The 23,575-nt window shown below is 32.3% G+C and carries 16 protein-coding genes; 1 reads left to right on the top strand and 15 read right to left on the bottom strand.

Translation table 11 applies throughout. The annotated features are described in order from the left end of the window. Positions 1–127 precede the first annotated feature (127 nt). From ACT3CE_RS04795 to ACT3CE_RS04740, 12 genes are all read right to left on the bottom strand, one after another. Positions 128–274 carry a MauE/DoxX family redox-associated membrane protein gene (locus ACT3CE_RS04795; RefSeq protein WP_444708621.1) on the bottom strand — a complete coding sequence of 49 codons (147 nt, stop codon included), beginning with the start codon at positions 272–274 and terminating at the stop codon, positions 128–130. A gap of 120 nt (positions 275–394) precedes the next feature. Continuing rightward, entirely contained in the window at positions 395–859 is a 465-nt protein-coding gene (locus ACT3CE_RS04790; protein ID WP_444708620.1) for a hypothetical protein, read from the bottom strand. 58 nt (positions 860–917) lie between these two features. Next, a complete protein-coding gene (locus tag ACT3CE_RS04785) occupies positions 918–1,481 on the bottom strand; it encodes a TetR/AcrR family transcriptional regulator (protein WP_444708619.1) in 564 nt (187 codons plus the stop codon). Positions 1,482–1,629: 148 nt separating this feature from the next. Further along, the gene (locus ACT3CE_RS04780) at positions 1,630–2,817 is read right to left on the bottom strand and encodes a hybrid sensor histidine kinase/response regulator (RefSeq protein WP_444708618.1); all 1,188 of its coding nucleotides are present in this window, start codon (positions 2,815–2,817) and stop codon (positions 1,630–1,632) included. A gap of 12 nt (positions 2,818–2,829) precedes the next feature. After that, complete coding sequence (locus ACT3CE_RS04775) at positions 2,830–6,591, bottom strand: CHASE domain-containing protein (RefSeq protein ID WP_444708617.1); 3,762 nt, start codon at positions 6,589–6,591, stop codon at positions 2,830–2,832. A gap of 523 nt (positions 6,592–7,114) precedes the next feature. Next, entirely contained in the window at positions 7,115–7,600 is a 486-nt protein-coding gene (locus tag ACT3CE_RS04770) for a hypothetical protein (RefSeq protein WP_444708616.1), read from the bottom strand. Positions 7,601–7,699: 99 nt separating this feature from the next. Next, positions 7,700–8,065, bottom strand: coding sequence for a hypothetical protein (locus ACT3CE_RS04765; protein WP_444708615.1), 366 nt, complete (start codon positions 8,063–8,065; stop codon positions 7,700–7,702). 67 nt (positions 8,066–8,132) lie between these two features. After that, positions 8,133–9,611: a potassium/proton antiporter gene (locus ACT3CE_RS04760; RefSeq protein WP_444708614.1), complete on the bottom strand. Its 1,479-nt coding sequence runs from the start codon at positions 9,609–9,611 to the stop codon at positions 8,133–8,135. A gap of 567 nt (positions 9,612–10,178) precedes the next feature. Continuing rightward, a complete protein-coding gene (locus tag ACT3CE_RS04755) occupies positions 10,179–10,631 on the bottom strand; it encodes an Hsp20/alpha crystallin family protein (protein WP_444708613.1) in 453 nt (150 codons plus the stop codon). A 304-nt stretch (positions 10,632–10,935) separates the two neighbouring features. Then, on the bottom strand, positions 10,936–12,462 hold the full coding sequence (locus ACT3CE_RS04750) for a PAS domain-containing sensor histidine kinase (protein WP_444708612.1): 1,527 nt from the start codon (positions 12,460–12,462) through the stop codon (positions 10,936–10,938). A 356-nt stretch (positions 12,463–12,818) separates the two neighbouring features. Beyond that, positions 12,819–13,871 (bottom strand): serine hydrolase domain-containing protein, encoded by a 1,053-nt coding sequence (locus tag ACT3CE_RS04745; protein ID WP_444708611.1) that lies wholly within the window; start codon positions 13,869–13,871, stop codon positions 12,819–12,821. 307 nt (positions 13,872–14,178) lie between these two features. Then, positions 14,179–15,609 carry an ATP-binding protein gene (locus ACT3CE_RS04740; RefSeq protein WP_444708610.1) on the bottom strand — a complete coding sequence of 477 codons (1,431 nt, stop codon included), beginning with the start codon at positions 15,607–15,609 and terminating at the stop codon, positions 14,179–14,181. A gap of 390 nt (positions 15,610–15,999) precedes the next feature. Between ACT3CE_RS04740 and yccS the strand changes: the two genes are divergently transcribed. Beyond that, the gene (yccS, locus tag ACT3CE_RS04735; protein WP_444708609.1) at positions 16,000–18,132 is read left to right on the top strand and encodes a YccS family putative transporter; all 2,133 of its coding nucleotides are present in this window, start codon (positions 16,000–16,002) and stop codon (positions 18,130–18,132) included. Between the two features lie 84 nt (positions 18,133–18,216). Here the strand turns inward: yccS and trxB are convergent, their stop codons facing one another. The 3 genes from trxB to ACT3CE_RS04720 all read right to left on the bottom strand — a co-directional run bounded on the left by trxB (position 18,217) and on the right by ACT3CE_RS04720 (position 23,411). After that, positions 18,217–19,173, bottom strand: a complete 957-nt coding sequence (gene trxB / locus ACT3CE_RS04730; protein WP_444708608.1) for a thioredoxin-disulfide reductase — start codon at positions 19,171–19,173, stop codon at positions 18,217–18,219. Between the two features lie 22 nt (positions 19,174–19,195). Continuing rightward, on the bottom strand, positions 19,196–20,476 hold the full coding sequence (locus ACT3CE_RS04725) for an L-cysteine desulfidase family protein (RefSeq protein WP_444708607.1): 1,281 nt from the start codon (positions 20,474–20,476) through the stop codon (positions 19,196–19,198). 136 nt (positions 20,477–20,612) lie between these two features. Further along, the gene (locus ACT3CE_RS04720) at positions 20,613–23,411 is read right to left on the bottom strand and encodes a M16 family metallopeptidase (RefSeq protein ID WP_444708606.1); all 2,799 of its coding nucleotides are present in this window, start codon (positions 23,409–23,411) and stop codon (positions 20,613–20,615) included. Positions 23,412–23,575 lie beyond the last annotated feature (164 nt).

The raw sequence follows: 23,575 nt of genomic DNA, 5'->3' as shown, positions 1-23,575 counted from the left end.
TTTATTTTTTGATCTATGCATATCTTTTGTAAAGAAAAGTAGGACAAATAAGAAGCCAATATAGCTTAACTTTAATCCTACAGACTCCCAATTTTGCAATACAGAACTCCCTACACCAAAATGTTTATTATATAAAAGATGCAATTAGTGCTTCCCTGGTAAATTTATTCAGTAGCAACAGCAGTCCAATAGTGGCTTCAGCAAAAGGAATCAAATACGCCATTGGGGTCACTAACAAGTCTGGCAGAATAGTATCTTGAAATTTATCTTGCATACGCACAATAAATTTATCTAAATTGGGTAACCTCACTTAGTCCATGAAATAAGAAATTAATCCCAAAAGATATTTGTAATAAGTGTACAGCTAGTGATTTATTATCTAAATTAATATTCATTATTTTTTGTATTTTATTAGTTGTAGATAAAAAGAGGATTTATTCTTTACGATAAATAAATTAATGGCCGAAAAAATAATTACTCCTACAGCAATATACACTAACAACCATTTGGGCTGCACTCTTAAATAAAACTCAGCCAACAAAGCACCAATCATGGTTAATAAACCTAAAATATTAGCAAAAAATGCGATGTTAAAATAAGTAAACTTAGCAGGCAAGCGAACTTTATCTTTAAAAATAGTTAGAGTAGCAGTAGCTAAATAGGCTATGAAAATTATTAATAGTAATATACCTGTTGAAATTCTAAAAAATGCGGGATTTATCCCCAGAGGTTCCGCCATTTCAATAAATGCTTTTACTGAAATTTCCCAACCTGTAAGTTTTGAAATTGCAAACCTGCTTAATACCAATCCCATTAATAAAGTCGTAGTAAATAGTATTATTTTTTCTAATTTATTCATTGTTTCAATTTTTATTAATTTATATCTAACCAATCGTTTAGATATAAATTAAAATTTTTTATATATTCTTAAAAATTTGCTGCAAATAATTATCCACTTGTTTTGCGCTAAACATTTTAGTTGCAGATGAAAATCCAGCCATGGCAACAATTAAATAATCAGCCATTTCTTCTATTTCCTCAAATGAATATTGGCCTGTTTCCAATAATTTTTGAGCAAAAGTAGTTCTTACTTTATTGGTACAATCCGTCAGTAATATTTTTATAGCATTATTACAGCTGTCCATTAACTCATTAGCTGTATTGGTAACAAAACATCCTTTTGCTATATCATTTTCAACAGAAAGATCTTTAAAATCAAAGAAATATTGTTTTATTGCAACTATACCTCTCGAAGATTTTTTTAATTTTTCTATAATACTATTTAGCTTTTGAGCGTAACACTTAATACTTTCTTCCAGTAAACCTTCCTTACTTCCAAAACTGTCGTAAATAGAGTACTTATTAATACCCATTTCTTTTTCGAGCATCTGCATAGAAGTAGTATTGTAGCCATTCTTCCAAAATAGATTCATTGCTTTTTGAGTTACTTCCTTTTTGTTGTATGCTTTTATTCTTGACATTGTATTCTAATTACGCTACAAATCTAAACAATCGTTTAGATTTGTAATACTATAAGCTGTTAAAAATTTCTTAATACTTATTTACTTGTACTTGCTACCAATTGCTATGACAATCTGAAAGAAAATGAATAAGATTGTTATTTTAGAATTAATTAAGTAACGGTAAAGTTAAACTAACCACAGCACCTTTTCCTTCTTGATTATAGGCCTTTACTTTTCCTTTATGAAGTTCTGCAATGATTTTTACCAAGGCTAAATCCAATCCTTTATTTTCATCTCTGTTTTTGTCTCCTGTAACAAATAAATTAAATAATTGCTTAATCATTTCCGAGTCAAAGCCAACGCCCTCATCCATAAAAAAACAACATATTTTATTCTCATTATTTTCAATTTTCAAAATAATATTACTTGATTCATGCGAATGCTGAATCGCATTTTCAAAAATACTTTCGAAACAAAATTGGAGCAGTTGCAGGTCTCCACTTATAATATCAAAGGGTGAATTATTTTCAAAATGAATTTGAATCTTCTTTTCTTTCAATTTTTCGCTTAAGTTTTCCTCACTCGTCTTCACTAGGCTTTTAATCGAAACTTCTCTTTTATCCACAAGGAGTTTTCTAGTTCTCAATTCGGTGATCCGTAAACTTAACTTCGCAAATGCATCGAGTCTATTGGCAGATTGTTCGAGATATGAAAATAGTTCTTTAAGGTGAGTATCCGTAATTTTATCTTTCAGCAAATCGATGAAACCAAGAATCCCATTCAGAGGGGTATTGATCTGATGGCTAATAATCGACAAGAAATCAGACTTTGATTGGTCTAGTACCTTTAGTTCTTCATAAGCTTTTTCTAAATTTTCATGAGAAACCTGGAGCTCTTGTGTTCGTTCTTTTACTTTTTGCTCAAGATGAAGATTAACCATTTTTAACTGATCTTTCTTTTGTTTTAACTCCACATGAGTTTTTAAACGAGCAAGTATCTCCTCAGAACTAAATGGCTTTGTCACATAATCCTGACCTCCCGATTTAAATCCTGTAACCATATCTTCCACATCATCTCGTGCGGTAAGAAATATAACAGGGATATCCTTAAGTTTTTCTCTCTTACGCATTTCTTGGCATGCCTCCAATCCATTCATTTTTGGCATGTTAATATCCATTAATACTAAATCGAAATCTGGAGAGTTTTCCAAAATTTTTAGTGCTTGTTCTCCATCTGTTGCAAATCCAACAGAGTAGCCTGCATCACGCAGTATACTCCCAAGTACCTGAATATTTTTAGGATTATCATCAACTGCTAATATCTTTGTTTTCATTATTTTTTCGTCTATTAACATCGTAAGGGAATTTTACTGATTTTGTCTTAACTGCTCAATTATTTGCGGAAAATATTCTAATAATTGATGTAATTTTTCAATTTCAAAATTATCAACACAATTGTAGATTTTATTAGCATAATCGAGTAAATATTTAAAATTATTTTTCTCTGAAAATATTTTAAGCTCATTTCCGAACCTTTCTATATCATCTATCATTTGAGACTCGAATACTTCTAAATAGAATGGCATAAATTCTGTTTCAAGAACATTTATAATGTTGGGCAAATCTTTTAATTCTTCTTCTTTCAACAAATTAATTTTTTCAGTTTGATTCTCGGCATCAACAATTTCTACTTCCTCAAAAGGCAAGTATTTTTTCATTTTCTCGAATACATCTTTTGAGTCTATAGGTTTTAACAAATACTCGTTAAAGATATTTTTGGTTCTGCCATCGTGAATTACTTTTCGGGTAGAAGCTGAAATTGCCAAAACAGGGATATTACGGGTCGTTTGTTCTTTCCTTATTAATTCTGTGGCTTCATAACCATCCATAACCGGCATTCTTAAATCCATCAGAATAATGTCTGGAATATATTCTTTTGCCATTTCCACAGCCATTTTACCATCAGTTGCTTCAAAAATTTGAATCTGAGAGTTTTCGAACAAATCAATAATTAATTTTCTATTTTCTGAATTATCATCGACAAGTAAAATTTTTGCACCTGAAAATACCACTTTAAAATGATCATTATTTTTCTCTTTTTCCTTGCTTTTATCTTCTATCACCATAACCTCAGGAATTTCTAATGAAAAGCTACTCCCTTTTCCTAAAGTACTTTCCAAGGTTAAATTTCCACCCATTTTCTCAACTAATTTTTTGGTAATTGATAAGCCCAATCCTGTTCCTCCATATTTGATACTTTGACCTTTTTGCTGGGTAAAAGGTTCAAAAATTAATTTTTGTTGATCTGATGGTATTCCGATTCCAGAATCTTCTATATGTATTACTAAATTTATTTTGTCGTTAAACTGGGTAATTCTTTTTGCATCAAGGGTTACAGTTACATATCCATTTTGGGTAAACTTAAGTGCATTCCCTATTAAATTAAATAATATCTGTCGAATTCTCACCTCATCCAATAACAATACTTGAGGTATAATACTTTCATATTCAATCTCAAAATCGATTTTCTTTTCCTTTGCCTGAAGTACAAACATACTTTCAATTTCAACCATCAACCCCTTAATATTAGTGGCGACCGGAACAATCTCTATCTTACCTGCCTCAATTTTTGAGAGATCAAGAATATCGTTTATGATTTTTAAAAGAGTTTTACCACTGCTTCGTATTGATTCAATTTGAGAGCGCTGTTTTTTATCAACTACTGATTTGGCTAACAATTCAGAAAAGCCGATAACTGCATTCATTGGTGTACGTATTTCATGGCTCATATTTGCCAAAAATTCACTTTTAGCACGATTGGCAGAATCAGCCATTTCTTTAGCTTTGATAATAGTTTCTTCTGCATTTTTTTTGCTAGTAATATCGGTTCGAATAGCAATGTACTGTTCTACTTTTCCTTCATCGTTTATTAAAGGAACAATTGTAGAATCAACCCAGTAAATAGTTCCATCCTGAGCCCGATTTTTAATTTCACCTCTCCAAACTTTCCCTTGTGCAATTGTTCTCCATAAATTGATAAAAAATTCTTTTGGATGGTATCCTGAATTAATTATTTTATGGCTATTTCCGATTAAATCAGTCCGATTGAATTTAGCAATTTCACAAAATTTATCATTAACATAAGTAATAACTCCTCTATTATCTGTAATGGCTACAATACTTGATTCATCTAGAGCAAACTTATAATCTTGTATGTCTTTAACACTTTGCTTTAATTTTTTTTCTGATATGGTTAACTCTTTTGTTCTTTCGGCTACTTTAATTTCCAATTCTTCCTGTTGCTTTTGAATAAGCTCATGCGCCCGTTTTTGCTCAGTAATATCCATATTTATACCGAGCATACGATTAGGATTACCATTAACATCACAACGAACATAACCATAACCCTTCAAAAAATGTACACTTTTATCTGGCCATACGACCCTAAATTCTGTTCGGTAATCATTTTCTTTATTGATTGCAGCCTGAATTTCACGATCAACTCTCTCTCTATCTTCCGGATGAACTGAATTCCTCCAAACGTTTGTCGGATCAATCGTCTTATCGCCTCCTAAACCAAATAGCTGAAACATCGTACCGTCCCAAATAACCTTTCCTGTAATCAAATCTATATCCCAAATTCCAATACTTCCCGCTCTAGTTGCCAATTGTAATCGATTAGAAATATCCTGGATTTCAAACTCAACTAATTTCTGTTCGGTAATATCTTGCATCGTACCAATCATGCTCACAGGTTTATTCTTATCATCAAAAATGATTTTACCTAAACCATGTACCCACCTTTCCTTCTTATCCGTATTCCTTACAATTCTGTATACCTTATCAAAAAAGCCATTCTCTGAAATGGTCTTGTTAAAATATGTCTCTAAAGTAGTTCTATCATCAGGATGTATTAAATTAAGCCAGGCATCAACTGTATGTATTTTATTACTTTCTATTCCTAGAATTCTATCCAAAACCTCCGAACTTTTCCACTTACCTGCAACAATATCTAAAGAATATCGTCCTAAACTTGCGATCTTCTGTGATTCGTTTAATTGTATCTCATTTTCTTTAAGTTGAAAAGTTAAACTATGTGCTATTTCCTGAGCTTTATAATTTGTCTCTACCAACGATTTTACAAGCAGTAACAGCAAAAAACTTATTATTATTCCTCCTATGAATACATATAAAACACCTTCATAATCTTTATATAGATTACCTTTAATTTGCTTATATTCCAATACCCATGTATGCCCATTAAAATCAACATTTACATGTGAAGAAAAACGAACAGTCTTTTCAATTTTCTGTAAAGAATCTTTGTGAGATTTAAACAAAATATTGTCATTCAAAATTGAATTACCATCATATATATTTAATTGCAGCTCTCTTTGTCCTTTATTAAAATCCCAACCTTTCAGTATTCCACCTACCAAGTCATTCATGCGATAAGCGCTGTACACCCAACCAATTATTGCAGCTCTTCTTTGTTCAACATTCGAAACGGGTAATCCTTTTTTATAAACAGGTACATACATTAGGTTACCTGCCTGCACCTCATTACCTATCTCTTGCACCAACAACACTTTTCCCGATAAAGCGGCAATATCATAATCTCTGGCTCGTTCCATCGCATTTCTTCGTACAGATTCAGTCATCATATCATAACCAATGGCGCGCAGATTGCGATCGTTAAGTGGCTCCAACATAACAATTGAAGTATACACATCTCTTGTAAACTCTGGCCAAACCTTATATGAATGATAACCTGAATTTTGATATTGTATACAATGCTCTTCTAAATTTTCTTTTTTTATAATTTTAGCAAATCCAGTACCCAAAATTCCAGGCAGGTTTTCATCCACTTTCGACTTTTTAATAAACTCTTTCCAGTCTTTTCCATTAACAAAATCAGAAGCATTCCAAAATGCTACTCCACTTTGCAACAATCGAGCATGAGCATCTAGTCTTAATTCTATTTTACTTGTAATCTCCTTACATTCAAACAAAAACTCAGTTTTGGCAATTTTATCAAAGTCCTTCTTAATTACGTGAGTAACAAAAAGAGTAGAAATTATAGCAAGAGCGAATAATAACCATATCCGCCAGTCGTTTCTTATCTTCATAAATAATTCTTATTAATGACCTATAACAAACACATAATAAGCTAAACAAAACACTCTAATCATTTAAGTGTAGATTATAAGTACATCACTTTCTAATTATTATCATGATTTTATATCGTAATAGCCTTTTAAAATGATTGTATCATTTTAATTAGTTAACACATTTTTTAGTCATTCTAAAACTAAGCTTTAATATACGCACATAATATGTAAAAAGATTCACTTTTTTTACATATACAATATATAAATGAAAAATGTAATAGATGGATATGAGAAGATTCCCATTAGAATATCTGCACTTCGCTTAATAGTAGAAGAAAAAACTCTCCATAATCAAATATTTACACACTCTAGCAAGTTCTTTTAGTGTTTGCTAATTTAAATTTTAACCCTTTCCAAATGATTAATAATTAGAAATTAAAAAATATCAGTAATGGCAACAAAATGATTATTTCAACATAAACATTTCAATTTAATTTTTAATAAGATCTAATGAGGAATACCTCACTAGATCTTACCAATTTTAAATGTGTTTATTTATTCTAGAAATCCAGTTCGTTGCTAGCTGATATTCATTTATAACTTCAGTTGAAATAGTTGAATCATAAAAAAGCCAGCTAAGCTCATTAATTTCTTTTAATTTGCTTTGAAATCTAATCTCAATTTTATCAATTACATTTTCTGTGTTTTTCTTCAATTTAACTGTTCTGTTTTGAGTTTTTAACACACACTGTTTTATCTGTTTCAAAGGAACCAAACTTTTAAAAAGTTCCTGATCTGATCCCTGTTTTCGTATAAAAAACACCTTATCTCCTGATGTGGAAATACCAATAGCAAATTGAGAATTGATGTTGTGTTCTGAAATTTCACAATTATTCTGCGTTGCAAAATAATTTAACTCTGTTAATAAAGCATTGTTATTATTTTTGTTACGAGAACTTACTATTGCTACCGGAACAATAAAAATCCCAAGCATAACAAGCCCAATAATGGTTGTTGTTATATCCATTTTCTTCTATTTAAACATTTAAAAATCAGACAGTATTATTACTACTGTCAATAAATTAAAGCATCAAAGTCTTTACCAATATTTTTAAAAGAAAATGAGTTACCAAAAATAATGAGATGGAAATAGAAAATCGGACTTCCTATATTTTAGATATACAGTAGCCAGAAAATGAAATTGTCGTTTTAAGCTACATTTAACCTGCTGATTATATTCAAACAATAATGCATTTAACTGTTCATTATTGTATTGCCGTGGTGCTGGCTGAATACTAATATTATAAAATAATATGCTACTTTCAGCAATGGGTACAATTCGATTTTGAGAAAGTAAAATTTGCTTACTAGTACCCGGATCTAACTTATTAAAAGATAGTGTTAAAGGTTGAACATCAAAAAATAAGGCAAGAACAAATAGGAAGGCCAATGCCAGTGCAGCAATTATTCTATTTCCGATATTTTTTAACAAATTCAACTTTTTATCTATTTATTTACAGGTTGTAAAATTAAGAATTATTACCTATTTAATTAATGATTCACCTATTTTCTGCGCGACTTAGGCTCAAACTCTCATAAACCTTTTGCAGATTTTCCTTTTTGTCAGTTATAATATTAAGAACATCGCTGGCTTCAATAACAGAGGAACCATTAGGCGTAAAGTATTGTTTATCACGCTCAATCATTGCAATAATAGAATTCTGTGGAAAATTTAAATCCACAACTTTTTTGCCAACGATATCTGCACCTTCTGATATGCTAATTTTTTTTAAGATACTACTCGGATGCTCCTGATTTAAAGCCTCGGCAGCCGAGACTATTTTTTGTACTTCGGGCTGACCAACTTTTAACCATTTGGCCATAATAGGTAAGAAAGATCCCTGAATTAGAACTGAGGTGACAGAAATAAAAAAGACAATATTAAAAATTAAGTGAGCTTTCTCTATTCCAGCAATTAATGGATATGTTGCAAAAACAATAGGAACAGCTCCTCTTAACCCCACCCAGGAAACAAATACTTTGTTTCGAAATTTTGCTTTAAATGGTAACAATGCCAAAAGAACAGCCAAAGGGCGAGCCACAAAAATAAGAACCCCAGCAATCAATAAACCAATTCCAAATAAAGGTATTATTTGCAATGGAAAAACTAATAAACCAAGTGTAAGGAAAAGCACAATCTGCATTAACCAGGCCAAACCATCAAACATACGCATGATATTGGTCTTATGAATTAGATTATGATTGCCTAAATAAACCGCACATATATAAATGGCTAAGAATCCATTTCCCCCTACAAAATTAGTAGCAGCAAATGTTATAAACATTAATGCAATTACTAAAACAGGATATAAACCTTCAAAATCGAGGTGAATCCGATTAATGATAAATTTACTTAAACGTCCAAATAAATAACCTGCCAATGCTCCCAAACTCATTTGTTGGAAAAAAAGCAAAAGAATAGACCAAAAACTCTTCTCAGGATTTATTACCAAGGATAAAAAAGTAATGGTAAGAACATAAGCCATAGGGTCATTACTTCCGCTCTCAAGCTCTAAAGTAGGTCGAATATTGTTTTTTAACTTTAAATTCTTACCCCGCAAAATTGAAAACACGGCAGCTGCATCGGTGGAGGAAACAATCGAACCAAGCAACAAACTTTCAAACAAACTAAAATCTGTTACCCACCAAACAAAAAGCCCTAAAGTAGTAGCAGTAAACAATACTCCTAGAGTTGATAATACAAGTCCTTCCTTAAGAATAGGCTTAACATGTTTCCACTCCGTATCCATTCCCCCGGAAAAAAGAATAAAATTAAGTGATACAACACCAATAAATTGAGCAATACCAGGATCATCGAAGTAAATTCTGCCAATACCTTCAGAACCAGCTAACATTCCAATTGAAAGGAAAAGTAATAAGGTTGGAATACCAAATTTATAGCTTGTTTTCCCAGCAATTATGCTTATAAAAAGCAGTATTGAACCAATAAGGATGATATTTTCTATTGTGATATTCATTGTTAACGAAATACAAAAAATTACATAAAAAAATTAAAAATTCTATTTTGAGATCAACAGAATACCTTCCAAAATAGGTTTCAATATCTATTTTAATCAATCCACTAAAATCTATATCGCATACTCTATAAGATTTTATTCCCTTATTTATCTTTTTTATGATCCCGAATTAAAAACATCAAATTCGAAATCTGCAAATTGCAAGATTACAAGGAAAAAAACCATGTGATTTTTGCCTGAGTTTATAAAAATACAAATAGATTAATTAAAGCATGTTCCTAAAAAGATTTTTTTTTGAAATGTTAGCATCTAAAATAAAATTGGTGCAAGATAAATTAAACAACAGACCTAAAAATTGTCTAAATATCCTGCACCAAATAAAATATATAATAGTATTGTTAATAAAGTTGCATTACAAGCTTACATACAGTCTTAAAATCTTATTACTTACAATTGTATGTATTTTACCTTGAGCAATAATCATAGCCAGCAGATGCCTACCTTTTTTTTGCAATAAGTTACATTTAGCAAAAAAAATGGGACAGAATAAACCGTCCCAATTTTATATTACATAATTTCAATCTGTTTTGCTGGTTTTGGCTTAACCTCCTCACGTTTTGGCAATGTAAGATATAAAATACCATTTTCGTAATTTGCAGCAATTTTTTCAGCATCTACTACATTTTCGGCCACCGTAAATGAGCGTTGAAATGACTGATAACTAAATTCACGACGTGTAACTTTGTCCTTATCCTTATCTTCATATTCATTCTTCTGCTCAGATGATATGGTAAGTCTTCCATTATCATAACTAACCTTAAAATCTTCTTTTTTCATACCCGGGGCAGCTACTTCAATCTTAAACTCATCATCATCTTCTCTTACATTTACTGCAGGTAATGTTGAATTTGCACTTGAATAGTTACCTCTGTTCCAGTCCATTAAATCCCCATCGAAAAACCTATCAAATAATGAAGGAAACGATGGAAATGCATTGTTTGATAATCTTGCTAATGTCATGATTAATCCTCCAAATTTTAGTTAAACAATTTTTATTAATTTCGATTAATGATAGTCAAATCAAATGCCAATTGGAAGACAAAACATACTAAAAAACATCACTCTACTGATTTTCATATATTTATATAACTGGAGCAATACTTAAAACCTAAACAACACTGTAACAATGACATGGAATAAATTAAATTCTTGAAAAAATGACAGATTAAGATGAAAAAATGACAGGAAATAACATATTCGAATCAACAAGTTTTTTTTTGCAAATTTTAATTGCGAACAACTTTCTCTTACAATAAGTTCGTTTTTATTTTAAGAGTTTACCCAACGGTAATGTAAATTTAAAATCACTTCCTTTCCCTTCAATACTCTCCACCCACAATTTACCATTGAGTTTTTTAATAAAATCTTTACATAATAGCAAGCCAAAGCCAGAACCTTTTTCATTTGCTGTGCCAATTGTACTGGATTCGAGTGACAACTTAAAAAGCTTATGCTGTTTTTCTTTACTTATGCCAATTCCGTTATCTGAAACTGTAAGCTCTATCCATTCCTTCTTTTGAATCGCAGATATCTGTATTTCTCCCTCTGGCTCAGTATATTTTATGGCATTAGAAATTAAATTTCTAAGAATTGTTTTCAGCAAATTCTTATCAGTACTAATCTTAATTTCCTTGGCTAAATAATAATTTATAGAGATATTTTTTGCCTTAGCATTGGGCTTTTTTAATTCTATAACTTCAAGAATAATATCAGATAGAATTAATTTTTCTTCCCTGACACTCAACATTCCTGTTTGTGATTTTGCCCAATCTAATAAATTTTGGAGAAGTATAAGGGTATTATTAGCTGAGTCGTTTATAATTTTCAAATATTTTTCATGTTCATTAAAGCTAGGATCATTTAAATTTTCAATTAGTAAATCCGAAAACCCAAGTATATTATTAAAGGGATTACATAAATCGTGACCTATAATTGAAAAAAGTTTGTCCTTGGTCGTATTTAATTCTTTTAGTTCTCTCTCTCTTTCTAATAAAGCCAACTCTGTTTTTTTCCTATGACTTACGTCCCTAGCTAAGCCTGTTGTTCCAATAATTTTGTTTTCATCATTTCTTATCGGGTTAAAAAAACTTTCGTAATAAGCTTTATTTTCATCTCCATATACTCTGATATTAGAATGAGACTCACCCAATAATGCTCGATCGAAATTTTCTTTAGCCACCAATCGATCATTTTCAGAGCTCATACATTCCAATATATTAGAGCCAATTTCTATTTCTTTGTCATAAGCATATTTCATCACTTTAGCATGTGCTGAATTGAAATACAAATACTCATAGTTCTTATCTATAGAGAAAAGAATGGTATCTTTTTGACTTTCCAAACTAGCTTTTAAAAGCAATTGTGAATTTTTCAAAGCCAACTCATCCAGTTTACGTTCAGTAATATCCTTACCAAAAAATAATGCTCCAATTAATTTTTTGTCAAGTATTATAGGATTCATAAACACTTCAATATATAATGATTCTAGCCCAATATTAACTTTATCTATAAAAGAAAATGATTCGTTATTTAGTGCTTTGTCATATCTTAATTTCCAAACCTCTCGAATTGGTTCAGGTAGTGATAAAAGAAGATTTGTACCTAACTTAAGTTCAATACCAAAACTAGAATAAAATGCAGAAATAAAAATCTTATTAGCGAACAAAATCTCATAATGCGAATTTATAGCCCAAACACTATCACTTGTATTCTCAAAAATGGACGATAAATTTAATTTTCTTAATACATCAAGCTTACTATTCGCAAATTTTTCTAGGTCTTGCTCTTCCATTCTAATAAAAATTTTATCATTATTTAAAACGTAATATGGTTTTTCATACTCCACAACTCTCCAGTAAACCTACCTATTATAACGATATATTTCTTTCTGGCTGAGACTTTGTTGTTTAAATATAATAAATATTTCTTGAGCTATAACATTAATCCTTAAAGAGTTTTTACAACTAACAATACATCCTTTTTTTTAAGAATGTCAGGAAGACAATTGTACTTTGTTGCTTTCGTATGATTCAAAACTTCAGGTGAAGTAAGCATCAAAATATAATTAATGGTTACAAATTAAAAAGTAGTGTAAACCTTGTATCGATAATTACTTTTAGCTTATTAGTTAACATATTTATTTTCTAATTACAGATCTTCGGGACGGGTAGATTTTCTCTTTTTCAGAATCTTGACTATTCTACTGTTTATGATTTCTGATAAATTCCAGTTATACAGTCTGGAATCTGTTGTACTGTAAAATTCAACAATAACAGCATCAATATCTTTATAATACTTTGCAAAACTTTGATATCCCGGAACCCAACCTCCATGTTCATACTTATAAACGGAAGAATATATTTCCTGCTCACCTGGTTTAAACAATGTTCCATCGTTTAATGCCCGCAAGAAAATTCCAACGTCTTCTGCTGTAGCTAACATCCCATGTTCGTCTGTCTTTAAATCAAAAGGATGCCCAACATGATATCCACTCATTACATTCTCTAAATTCACATCTTTTAAAGACGCAAAAGTATTGTTAAGATTTAGTGGCTTTAGAATTTCCTCCTGAATAAACTTAAAATTATCATAGGCAAGTACATCATCCATAATCTTATTAATTAACAGATAGTTCGTATTACAATATTCATAATCTTCATCAGGCTTAAAATTGGCTGGTTTATCGAGAATCAATGCAAGACTTTCTTCAAAGGTCTGTGTTGGAGATGCCCAAAAATTTGGAGCGTCCGTAAAATTAGGAATTCCACTTCTATGCTGTATCATCAAGCGTAAAGTAATTTTATTTGCATTTTCGATTCGACCTACAAGTTCTGGTAAATATTCAGCTAGTGTTTTATCCAAAAAAAGACGTCCATCACTTACCAATTTGGTTACAGCCACAGCATCGTACAGTTTACTAATGCTTGCAATTTTAAATAATGCGTGAGGTTTCGCAGGTATTTTCAATTTTCGATTATGCCAGCCTGAAGCAAAATACTGAGGTGCATGACCAGCTTGATCTACATAAACAACCATGCCATCAAATCCATGATCAATGGCTTCATTTACCTGTTCCTGAACCGTATCTGGCAAAGGAAGTATCCATGCTTTTACCAAAAGCCATGGTACAAAGTACAAGGAGGATATAGATGCAACTATTAAAACAATTCTCAGAATTCCTTTTATCTTTATCTTAGTCATAATATGTCAACTGGTATTTTTCAAAAATTACTGATAAATAGAAGTATTAATTGAACAAAATTAAAGAATACTTCATATCTATTTACTCGTAAATAAAAATATATTTGAATAGAATTTAATAAATTAATAGGATTAGTAAAAACAAAAAAACCGACGAAGATAACAAGTAAGAATAGTACTTAAATCGATCTTTTATGTAAAATATTAGCTACTATATCTGCTCACATTACCAGCTGGCAATTAAAAATTTGCACTAAACTAATAAACACAAGGTTTTAGCTGTTTCTGAAAACATTTTTATTCTGAACTATAAGTTCGTATTACAATTGGGAAATTTAAGAATAACATTAGTTCCTTTTCCCAGAGTACTTTCAATACTTATTTTCCCCTTATTTTTTTCACTTAATTCTTTACAAAGCATTAAGCCCAAACCGCTTCCTGCTTCACCATCTGTTCCTTTTGTAGTCACAAGAACATCTTCATTAAAAATTTTCTTTATTTTATTCGATGGTATTCCTACTCCTGTATCAGAAATAGTAATTTTAACTAACTCATTTTCTTCTATTGCTGATATTGATATTGTACCTCCTCGGGGTGTAAATTTTAATGCATTTGTTATAATATTAGAAATTATACTTTGAAATGTAAATTCATCAACACAAATAAAAATTTCCTCGGAAACCTCAATTTTAACTGTAATATCTTTAATATTAGCATTATTTAAATGGGGCAATAAAGCTTCCTTTATAATTTGACACAGGTTTACTTTTTTAATATCAATAACAATTCCATCTTGTTGTGATTTTGCCCAAATAAGTAGATTATTAAGTAGATCAAATGAATCGTGAGCAGCCTTATCGGCTTCGTTAATACAATCAGATATCTCTTCCTCACTTAACTCTTTATAATCCTGATGCAAAATATCTAAATAACCTAAAATAGCCGAAAATGGGCTTCTTAAATCATGAGCAATTATGGCAAAAAGCTTATCTCTACCAGAAATTGTCTGTTGTAACTCTAAATTTTTATCACCAATAATCGCAAAATACTTATTGTTAATTTTATAAAATAACACAATTCCCAAAATTCCAAGAAATAATAAAATAAAATGAACAACAGATAAGGAAATTATTTGTGATCTCATAGCTTCGATATATACTTTAGCCGGAAATGATACACTAATTCCTCCTCTAACATCACCCGCTTTGTACCCCTGAAAACCATGACATTGAAGACAAGACTGTTCAGCATGTAAGGGCGCCATATACATATAACTAGGTTCAGGAAACTCAACAAAATTCAGAACTTCATTTTCCCCTGCTTCGAATCTTTTTAAAGCCTGTATTTCTTTTTCTGTTGGCTTATTTTTAGGGCGGATACAATTTAAACTTGTAATGTGAAAATGAACATTATTTCGCCTATCATTATGTTCTGCAATTTGCCGGGTCATAAAGGATGGATTAACTTTAGTTAATTGCATTCCATTAAGGGTGGTTATATTTTTTGCAGAATCTTTTAAATATTCATTTGGCTGAGTTTTTTCATCAATAGGAACATAAACCCCTCCATGGCTTGCATTCCAACTTCTGGAAATAAGTATTTGATTAAAAAAAGATTGTGATTTATTTAAAACAACTTTTTCATTGTTTACTTTTACATTAGAATAATTCCACAAAAATGAAATACTAATTAGCAGTATCCAAATAAATAGTAAAGTTATAAAATGAATTTTTCTCATAGACTAAAAACGTATAATAACAATACGGACACTACGATTTTAAAGTTTCTTAAAATGGGTGAAAATTTACAATGATAACTTTGCATTTCCCAGATAAAATAAGATTTTTAATTTATTACACTTAAAGATCAAACATATAAGATCAAATACCAGATCTAAAATATAATTTTCATTAAAAACATGAAATAAGGAGACAAATCCTAATGTTCAAACCTACAACAAAAATAAAGATACTGAGCAAAATTTAAATTGTTTTTTTTATTTAGACCTACGACTTATACCCAGCATCATATTACAATAATTCCAATTCTTAAATTCCCTTGTGTTGAATATCTTCAATGTATTATCTTTGCCCCATATTTATCACGAAAAATGAGAAACAGAACATCAATGAATCAATTTCAAGGCAAAACATGGTATGAGTTTATAATACGTAACTTGTGGCGCTATCCAAATCGTTTATTAGCCTTAAAAGCTGCAATTGCAATGGGTAGCTTACTTATTCCATTTGTCATTCTTAATCAATCGTTTATTGGTGTTACTCTAGCTCTTGGAGCCTTAGCTGGTGCTCTATCTGAAACAGATGACCATCCAAAAGGAAGAATAAAAGCATTATTGCTTACCATTGTTAGTTTTGCAATTTCTAGTATTTCGGTCGAGATACTTACTCCCTACCCCATATTATTTGGTGTTGGATTAATTGGTTCTACGCTTAGTTTTATAATACTTGGTGGCCTGGGAGAACGATACCGAGGTGTTACTTTCGGAGCTCTTTTAGTTGCTATTTACACAATGCTTGGTGCAAGTATTTCTCCACAATGGTATATACAACCTATTTTACTGCCTGCAGGAGCCCTCTGCTACGGACTGCTTTCATTAAGCCTGTTAATTTTCCATCCTGAACGCTTATTAGAAGAACAGTTAGCTGAAGGTTTCGAGGATCTATCGCTTTATATGAAAGAAAAAGCAAAATTATTCCCCAGCGATGCATCTGTACAAAAGAAAACACGTAACCGTTTGGCTACACTTAACATTCAGCTTGTCAACTCTCTTGGTCGATGTAAAAATGTAATAAACAGTTATGCAGATGCAATAGAGGATCAAAATATTCTGCGGCCCTATTTGCATAAATTTATTCTATTACAAAGTTTACATGAGCGCGCTGCCTCCAGTCACGAAAAATACGATTTGCTAAGTAAAAATTCAGATAATGTAGAAATACTGGAAGGACTTGGACAATTATTAATTCAATTATCGCAGGCGGCACATGAATTATCTAAAAGTTTATTAATGGGGACAGATTATCATCACCCTGTATCTATTCGATGGACAATCAGCGCGTTAAGAAATCAGATCAAAAAAAAGAAATCAAACTCAAAACATAATGATTTGGGCTTGCTATTAAAAAACCTTACCCAATCGCATTTGTCTTTACAAAATATGAACTATAATCTGGAAACAGGATTACTTCCCAGAGTAGATCGCGACGAAGAAAGTTTATGGATAAGATTCTCTAAACAGCTGAACTGGAATCACCCTAAATTTAGATACGCCATTAGATTGAGCACCTGTTTTCTCATTGGATATATCTTGATTATTGCTTTTAAGCTGGAAAAAGGACACTGGATTTTGCTAACCAGTTTATTTGTATGTCAGCCTAGTTATAGCGAAACACGTCGCAGGTTATTCCAAAGAATTTTAGGCACCTTAAGTGGTGTTATTGCAGGTGTTTTAATTGTACAGATTCTTCCTACAAAAGCCGGCCAAATTATTTTGCTGCTAACTGCTGCCTATGCATTTTTTGTATGGCTTAAAAAGAATTATTCCTTATCGGTGGTGTTTGTTACTATTTTTGTAATTGCCGCCTTTAATCTCATTGCTGATAGAGGAGTTGCTGTTATGGGACCCCGAGTTTTAGACACCCTAATTGGAGCTATTTTAGCTATTGCTGTCGTTCGTTTTATGTGGCCCGACTGGCAATACAAAAAATTACCCAAGCTACTTGCCATAGCTATTGCTAAGAATAAAGAATACTTTAGCCGTATTTTACTGGAATACGATCAGCCTAGCGAAGATGATCTTTCCTATCGCATTTCAAGATACCAAGCCCATCAGGCCGACAATTCGCTGGCAATGGCTTGGCGTGGAATGAAATTAGAACCCAAACAACATCAGAAACTTCAGAAAAGAGCTTTCTCTCTTACCTATCTAAACCATGCTCTCTTATCATATCTATCCGCTCTGGGAGCTCATCGCAATACCCCAAATTACATGACAGAAAAAGAACAAGGCATGTATAAAGATGTTGAGGAAACTCTTAAGATAGCGGCAAATGCCATCCAGAATCAAACTCCTTGCGATTCGAATGAAAATTTACAGTCCATACTAGAAAAACTTGATGAGATTCTTAACGAAACTGAAAGAGGAATCCGCCGACAAAAACTGGTATTGCTTTATAATATTGCCGAAGTTACTGAGCAATTGGTACAAAAAGCCAGCCTCATAAATAAGAAAGACGAATAAAAAATACCCGATCCATAATATCTGATCGGGCATTTTTATTAAACTTACACAATAAATTTTTATAGATAATGCTAAAAACTGGTTTTAATTTAGCTCGGCCAAATATCTTTCTGCTTCTATTGCTGCCTGACAGCCAGAAGCTGCTGATGTAATGGCCTGACGGTAATTAGGATCCTGCACATCGCCACAAGCAAACACTCCTTTAACATTTGTTATTGGCGTACCTGCCTGGGTAATAATGTATCCCTGCTCATCAGTATCTATGTACTTCTTAAAAACATCAGAGTTTGGATGATGTCCAATTGCAAGAAAAAATCCATCAATATCGATTTTAACTTCCTGTTCCATAGAAGTTCCTGCCTTTTTTATTAGCGTACAAGCTTCCACTCCATTTTCTCCACTTAACTCTTTGGTGTTGTGCTCGAACAATACTTCTATGTTTTGAGTATTAAAAACCCTCTCCTGCATAGCTTTTGATGCTCGTAAATAATCTTTTCGCACTATTAAATATACTTTCTTGCAAAGACCTGCCAAATAAGATGCCTCTTCACAAGCAGTATCACCACCACCCACTACTGCAACATTTTTACCTCTGTAAAAAAAGCCATCACAGGTAGCACAAGCCGAAACTCCAGATCCTTTGTACTTTTCTTCACTTTCCAAACCCAAATACTTTGCTGTTGCTCCGGTTGCTATAATTACCGACTCAGCCTCTATTTCAGTTTTTCCATCAATGGTTAATCTGAATGGTCGCTGCTCTAAATTCGATTTGCTTACAATTCCCCAACGGCAATCACAACCAAAACGTTCCGCTTGCTTTTTTAACTCACCCATCATCACCGGACCACTAATTCCTTTGGGATATCCAGGGAAATTATCAATTTCGGTAGTTGTTGTTAACTGTCCTCCCGGCTGCAATCCTTCAATAATTACAGGATTTAAATTAGCACGAGAAGCATAAATTCCTGCAGTGTAACCAGCCGGACCCGATCCAATTATCAGACACTTTACTTTTTCTATTGTATTTTCTTTTACGTTCATTTTTTTTACTATAAATCCAAACTTATATAGGTTTGTTCATCTTTTCCAACATGGTTTTTAGAATCACCTCATCGGTAACTTCCATTCCTTCATTTGCGAGACGACCAATATTACGAATTGTTTCTTCAACATTATCATCAATAATACCATCCTGCCCTCCTAAACTATTACAACTCATGGCTAATAATGATGATTGTACAGCCGCACTTACACTAGCAGCAATTTTTTGGGAGCATCCATATTTTGCACCATCACAAATCATTCCTGTAACACTACCTGTCATATTTTGCAGAGTCATTCCTAATTGCTTAAAATTGCCTCCCATAATATACGTTATACCACAAGCAGCACCTGCCGTAGATAACAATACTCCGCATAAAGCAGATAACTGCCCAACATAAGATTTCATGTAAATGGTTACTAATAAAGCAAGAGCTAGTGCACGAAGTAGTTTTTCGCGATCGGCTTTTAGTTCTTCAGCAACTACCACTACCGGAAGAGATACGCTAAGTCCCTGATTTCCGCTTCCACAATTCGACATAACAGGCATAGAACTACCAGCCATACGTGCATCTGCTGCAGCTGCAGTAAGCATTACAGACCGATTCATCATATCTCCCGAAAGAATACCATTCTTTATATTCAACATCATAGATTTACCAACTTGTAAACCATAATTACCTCTTAAGCCTTCCTGAGCTATTAATTTATTTAGTTCAATTCCCTTTTCTACAAAAGCAATTTCCTCCAATTCAACAGTAGTAATAAAATCATAAATAGCACTAAAGTTCCACTTCGAAAAATCTGTTCCTTCTTCATTTGAAGCAGATTCATCATTATTAAACAAAAGCTCTCCATTCTTTTCTGCAGAAACAATATTGGTATGCCTGTGTTTAATAATTACTCGTCCCGAGTTTTCTCCATTATAACACACACATTCAATATAAAGCTTAGGTACTTTATATTTTACATCAACCTTTACATTTCCCTGATCGACAAATTGTTTTGCAAACTCCATTGTTTCGCTGCAAATGCCTCCTAACACTTCCAGACCGGCATCGGGGTTGCCCCCTAATGCTCCTAATGCTCCGGCAATAGGTAAACCAACCATTCCTGATCCGGGAATACCTACTCCCATACCATTTTTAAAAACATTTCCACTTACATGAAATTCTATGCGCTCAGGTTGCATACCTAAAACTTCTCTTGCCTTTGCAGCAGCATAAGCTAAAGCAACAGGCTCGGTACAGCCCAGAGCAGGAACGAATTCCTCTTTCATCTTTTGTAAAAAAATTTCTTTCATCTTGATTTAAATTATGTGTTTGTTGTTGTTGTTGTTGTTGTTTATAGCAATCTTTTTTGTGGTTAAATATTAGTTAGATGAAAAAGGCGAGCTGCCAAATTCTTTATTTTGACAGACTCAATTCCAAAGCGATTTATTATTCGTTAGGATTCATAACGACCTCTATTGAATCGTATTTTTTAAATAATTTTTTTGCAAAACTTTCTACTTTCTTTGCATCTATATCATTCACAAGCTCATTATATCCTTCGGTACTAGTAATTGGTTCATCATTTATTAGTGATCCTTTAATTACACTCAACCAAAAACTATTTTCTTTTTCCGATTCTGCTCTGCTCTTAATGTAATTTTTCTTAATCTCTTCAAGATCTGTGTTATTCACGCTTTTTACAATTGCATCAATTTCCTTATAAACCAATTCTCTTAGTCTTTCTTGTTTTTCAGGACCACAATCGAAGTTAATTGTTAAAACAACATGTTCATAAGGTCGCTTGCTAATTGATGGTCTAACACTTACTCCATAAGTTCCACCCTCTTCCTCACGAATAGTTTCCATATATCTTTTCGATAGTAACTCAGCAACTACTCTGGCATACATCCTGGTTTTAAGATTATACTCCATTTCGTTATTAATAGCAATAAAAACAGTTGTTTTAGGAACCTGCATCTCTCTTTCGAAGATTCTTTGTACTTTTCCTTCAGGCATTCTAACCTTACGATCAATCCAGTTTTCATTACGTTTCTCCGATGAAATACTTCCGATATACTTTCTAATCAAAGGTAAATGTTTTTCCTCATCAATATTACCTACAAAAAAGAATGTAAAATCGCTGGCATCTTTAAATCTATCCAAATAGATTTTTTTAGCCTTCTCAAAATCGATATTGTTTACAAAATTATCGTTGAACATTAAAGCACGCTCATGGTAATTTGTCATTATCTGACCAATGGTATCTTTTAATGCTTTTCCGTTATCAGCCTTCGCATTTTGAAGATTGTTTTTGATTGCTCCCATTTGAGCCTGAAATACATTCTGATCGAATCTTGGATGCTCGAAATACTGATACAACAACTGTAGCATAGTTTCAAAATCTTTTGGCGATGCCGAACCAGAAAAACCTTCGGTAAACTCACCCAAAGATGGCTTAACACCTGCAATTTTACCCGTTAATTTCTTTCTTAACTGAATAGCATTAAATTCACCAACACCCGAAATTTGGGCTAACATGGTTGCCATTTCCCCAGACTCCATATCTGCTCTTTCCAATAAGGAACTACCACCTACACTGTATGCATTAAACAAGATTTCATCTTTGCTATAATCTGTAGGAAGAACAACTACTTTTGCTCCATTTTCCAAAACATACTTCTTAGCATCAGTACCCTTAACAAGCGATTCTGAAACAAATTTCTTATCAGTTAATTCATCAGTTACAAGTGGAGCATCTCCTGTTTCATCAGCATAAGCTTCAATATCCGAAGTCATAACTTTCTTAACAGTTGCAAATAATTCTTCTTTGGTAGGATATTTAATCTCTGCTTTATCAGGACCACTTACCGAAAATAAACTATTGTTGACATTTCCGTAATTCTTTAACATTGAATTCACTTCCTGAAGTGTAATTTGAGGAACTACTTTCTGAGCAAATTCAACCTCCCATTCTACTGATGATGCAGGCTCTGCCTTCAAGAAATGCTTTTGGAATGTTTTTGCCCAATCTTCATTAGATATTTTATCTTTACCCTGAAGGTATGATTCATAGCTTCTTAAGAAAGATATTTTTACGCGTTCCAATTCCGATTTGGTAAATCCAAAGCGCTGAACTCGTGTAAATTCTGTTATTAATGCCTCAAAAGCTTCTAACTCTTTATTCTCTTTAGGAGCAACATATAAATAATTTGCTGCTTTTGTTCTACACATTTCAAAATCACCAACTTCCATTGCAACTGCTGGAAATTCTGGTTTTTGCATCAATTCTTTTAATCGATTGTTTAGCATGGTGTTAAACATCCCACTAACCAGGCTTTCTCTTAAATATTTCTCGTCGCGAACAGTTGTTACCGGCTTGCGAAAAATCCAGTTAATAGAAACCGATTTTGCTTCTTTATCTTTTGCCAACACATACTGAGTTTCTTTACTATCCTCTACCTGATAATAGACTCTTTCTGCTGCATTTTCTGGCATTGGAATTTTCGAGAACAAAGTTTCTATTTTTTTTTCCATTTTTGCAGCATCAACATCTCCAACAACAACTACTGCCTGATTATCTGGACGATACCATTTTTTATAGTAATCGCGTAGTGTCTGATGCTCAAAATTATCAATCACATCTAAAGAACCAATTACATCGCGAATTGCATATTGCGAGTGATTGTACATTACCGGATTTCTTTGCATTCCAATTCTGAAACGTGAATTTCTGCGAGTTCTCCACTCTTCGTGTATTACACCTCGTTCCGATTCAATTTCTTTTCCTTCCAGCAATAATCCGCCTGACCAATCGTGCAAAACCAAAAGAGTTGAATCCAAAAGGTTTTCATTATTTGTAGGAATATTGCTGATATTATAAACTGTTTCGTCCTGCGCAGTATAAGCATTAATATCTCTACCAAACTGAATACCGTTCTTTTCAAGGTAGTTAATCATATTTTTTCCAGGGTAATGCTCTAAACCGTTAAAGGCCATGTGCTCTAAAAAGTGAGCAAGACCATTTTGAGGTTCTTCCTCTAAAATTGCACCTACATTTTGTACAAAATAAAAACTAGCACGATCTTTTGGCTCCTCATTATGCATTACATAGTATTGCATTCCATTTGAAAGCGTACCATGCTTCACATCCGACTTTAAAGGTATTGTAGTCGTATTCTGAGCCTGAATATGAATTACAGAGAACAAAATAGTACTCATTATGAGTAAAATTGAATATTTCTTCATTTTGTTATTTTTTAAAGTTTTCCTCAAAATCATTCCTAGAGCTCCTTTGATCCGCATTACCCTTTTAATACATACAAAAGTAAAATTTTTGTGTATTAAAAAATGTTATTGGACAAGTGCTTTTCTAATTAAAAAAGGGTCTGAGCAGAAACTTTAAAATCATA

The sequence above is a fragment of the Marinifilum sp. RC60d5 genome, assembly GCF_052400665.1.
Taxonomy (GTDB): domain Bacteria; phylum Bacteroidota; class Bacteroidia; order Bacteroidales; family Marinifilaceae; genus JBQTGK01.
This window is presented reverse-complemented; position numbering and strand designations above follow the sequence as displayed.

Bases quoted from the DNA above. Each gene is read 5' to 3' on its own strand.
- ACT3CE_RS04795 (WP_444708621.1), bottom strand. From the start codon at position 274: ATGCAAGATAAATTTCAAGATACTATTCTGCCAGACTTGTTAGTGACC.
- ACT3CE_RS04790 (WP_444708620.1), bottom strand. From the start codon at position 859: ATGAATAAATTAGAAAAAATAATACTATTTACTACGACTTTATTAATG.
- ACT3CE_RS04785 (WP_444708619.1), bottom strand. From the start codon at position 1,481: ATGTCAAGAATAAAAGCATACAACAAAAAGGAAGTAACTCAAAAAGCA.
- ACT3CE_RS04780 (WP_444708618.1), bottom strand. From the start codon at position 2,817: ATGTTAATAGACGAAAAAATAATGAAAACAAAGATATTAGCAGTTGAT.
- ACT3CE_RS04775 (WP_444708617.1), bottom strand. From the start codon at position 6,591: ATGAAGATAAGAAACGACTGGCGGATATGGTTATTATTCGCTCTTGCT.
- ACT3CE_RS04770 (WP_444708616.1), bottom strand. From the start codon at position 7,600: ATGGATATAACAACAACCATTATTGGGCTTGTTATGCTTGGGATTTTT.
- ACT3CE_RS04760 (WP_444708614.1), bottom strand. From the start codon at position 9,611: ATGAATATCACAATAGAAAATATCATCCTTATTGGTTCAATACTGCTT.
- ACT3CE_RS04755 (WP_444708613.1), bottom strand. From the start codon at position 10,631: ATGACATTAGCAAGATTATCAAACAATGCATTTCCATCGTTTCCTTCA.
- ACT3CE_RS04750 (WP_444708612.1), bottom strand. From the start codon at position 12,462: ATGGAAGAGCAAGACCTAGAAAAATTTGCGAATAGTAAGCTTGATGTA.
- ACT3CE_RS04745 (WP_444708611.1), bottom strand. From the start codon at position 13,871: ATGACTAAGATAAAGATAAAAGGAATTCTGAGAATTGTTTTAATAGTT.
- ACT3CE_RS04740 (WP_444708610.1), bottom strand. From the start codon at position 15,609: ATGAGAAAAATTCATTTTATAACTTTACTATTTATTTGGATACTGCTA.
- yccS (WP_444708609.1), top strand. From the start codon at position 16,000: ATGAATCAATTTCAAGGCAAAACATGGTATGAGTTTATAATACGTAAC.
- trxB (WP_444708608.1), bottom strand. From the start codon at position 19,173: ATGAACGTAAAAGAAAATACAATAGAAAAAGTAAAGTGTCTGATAATT.
- ACT3CE_RS04725 (WP_444708607.1), bottom strand. From the start codon at position 20,476: ATGAAAGAAATTTTTTTACAAAAGATGAAAGAGGAATTCGTTCCTGCT.
- ACT3CE_RS04720 (WP_444708606.1), bottom strand. From the start codon at position 23,411: ATGAAGAAATATTCAATTTTACTCATAATGAGTACTATTTTGTTCTCT.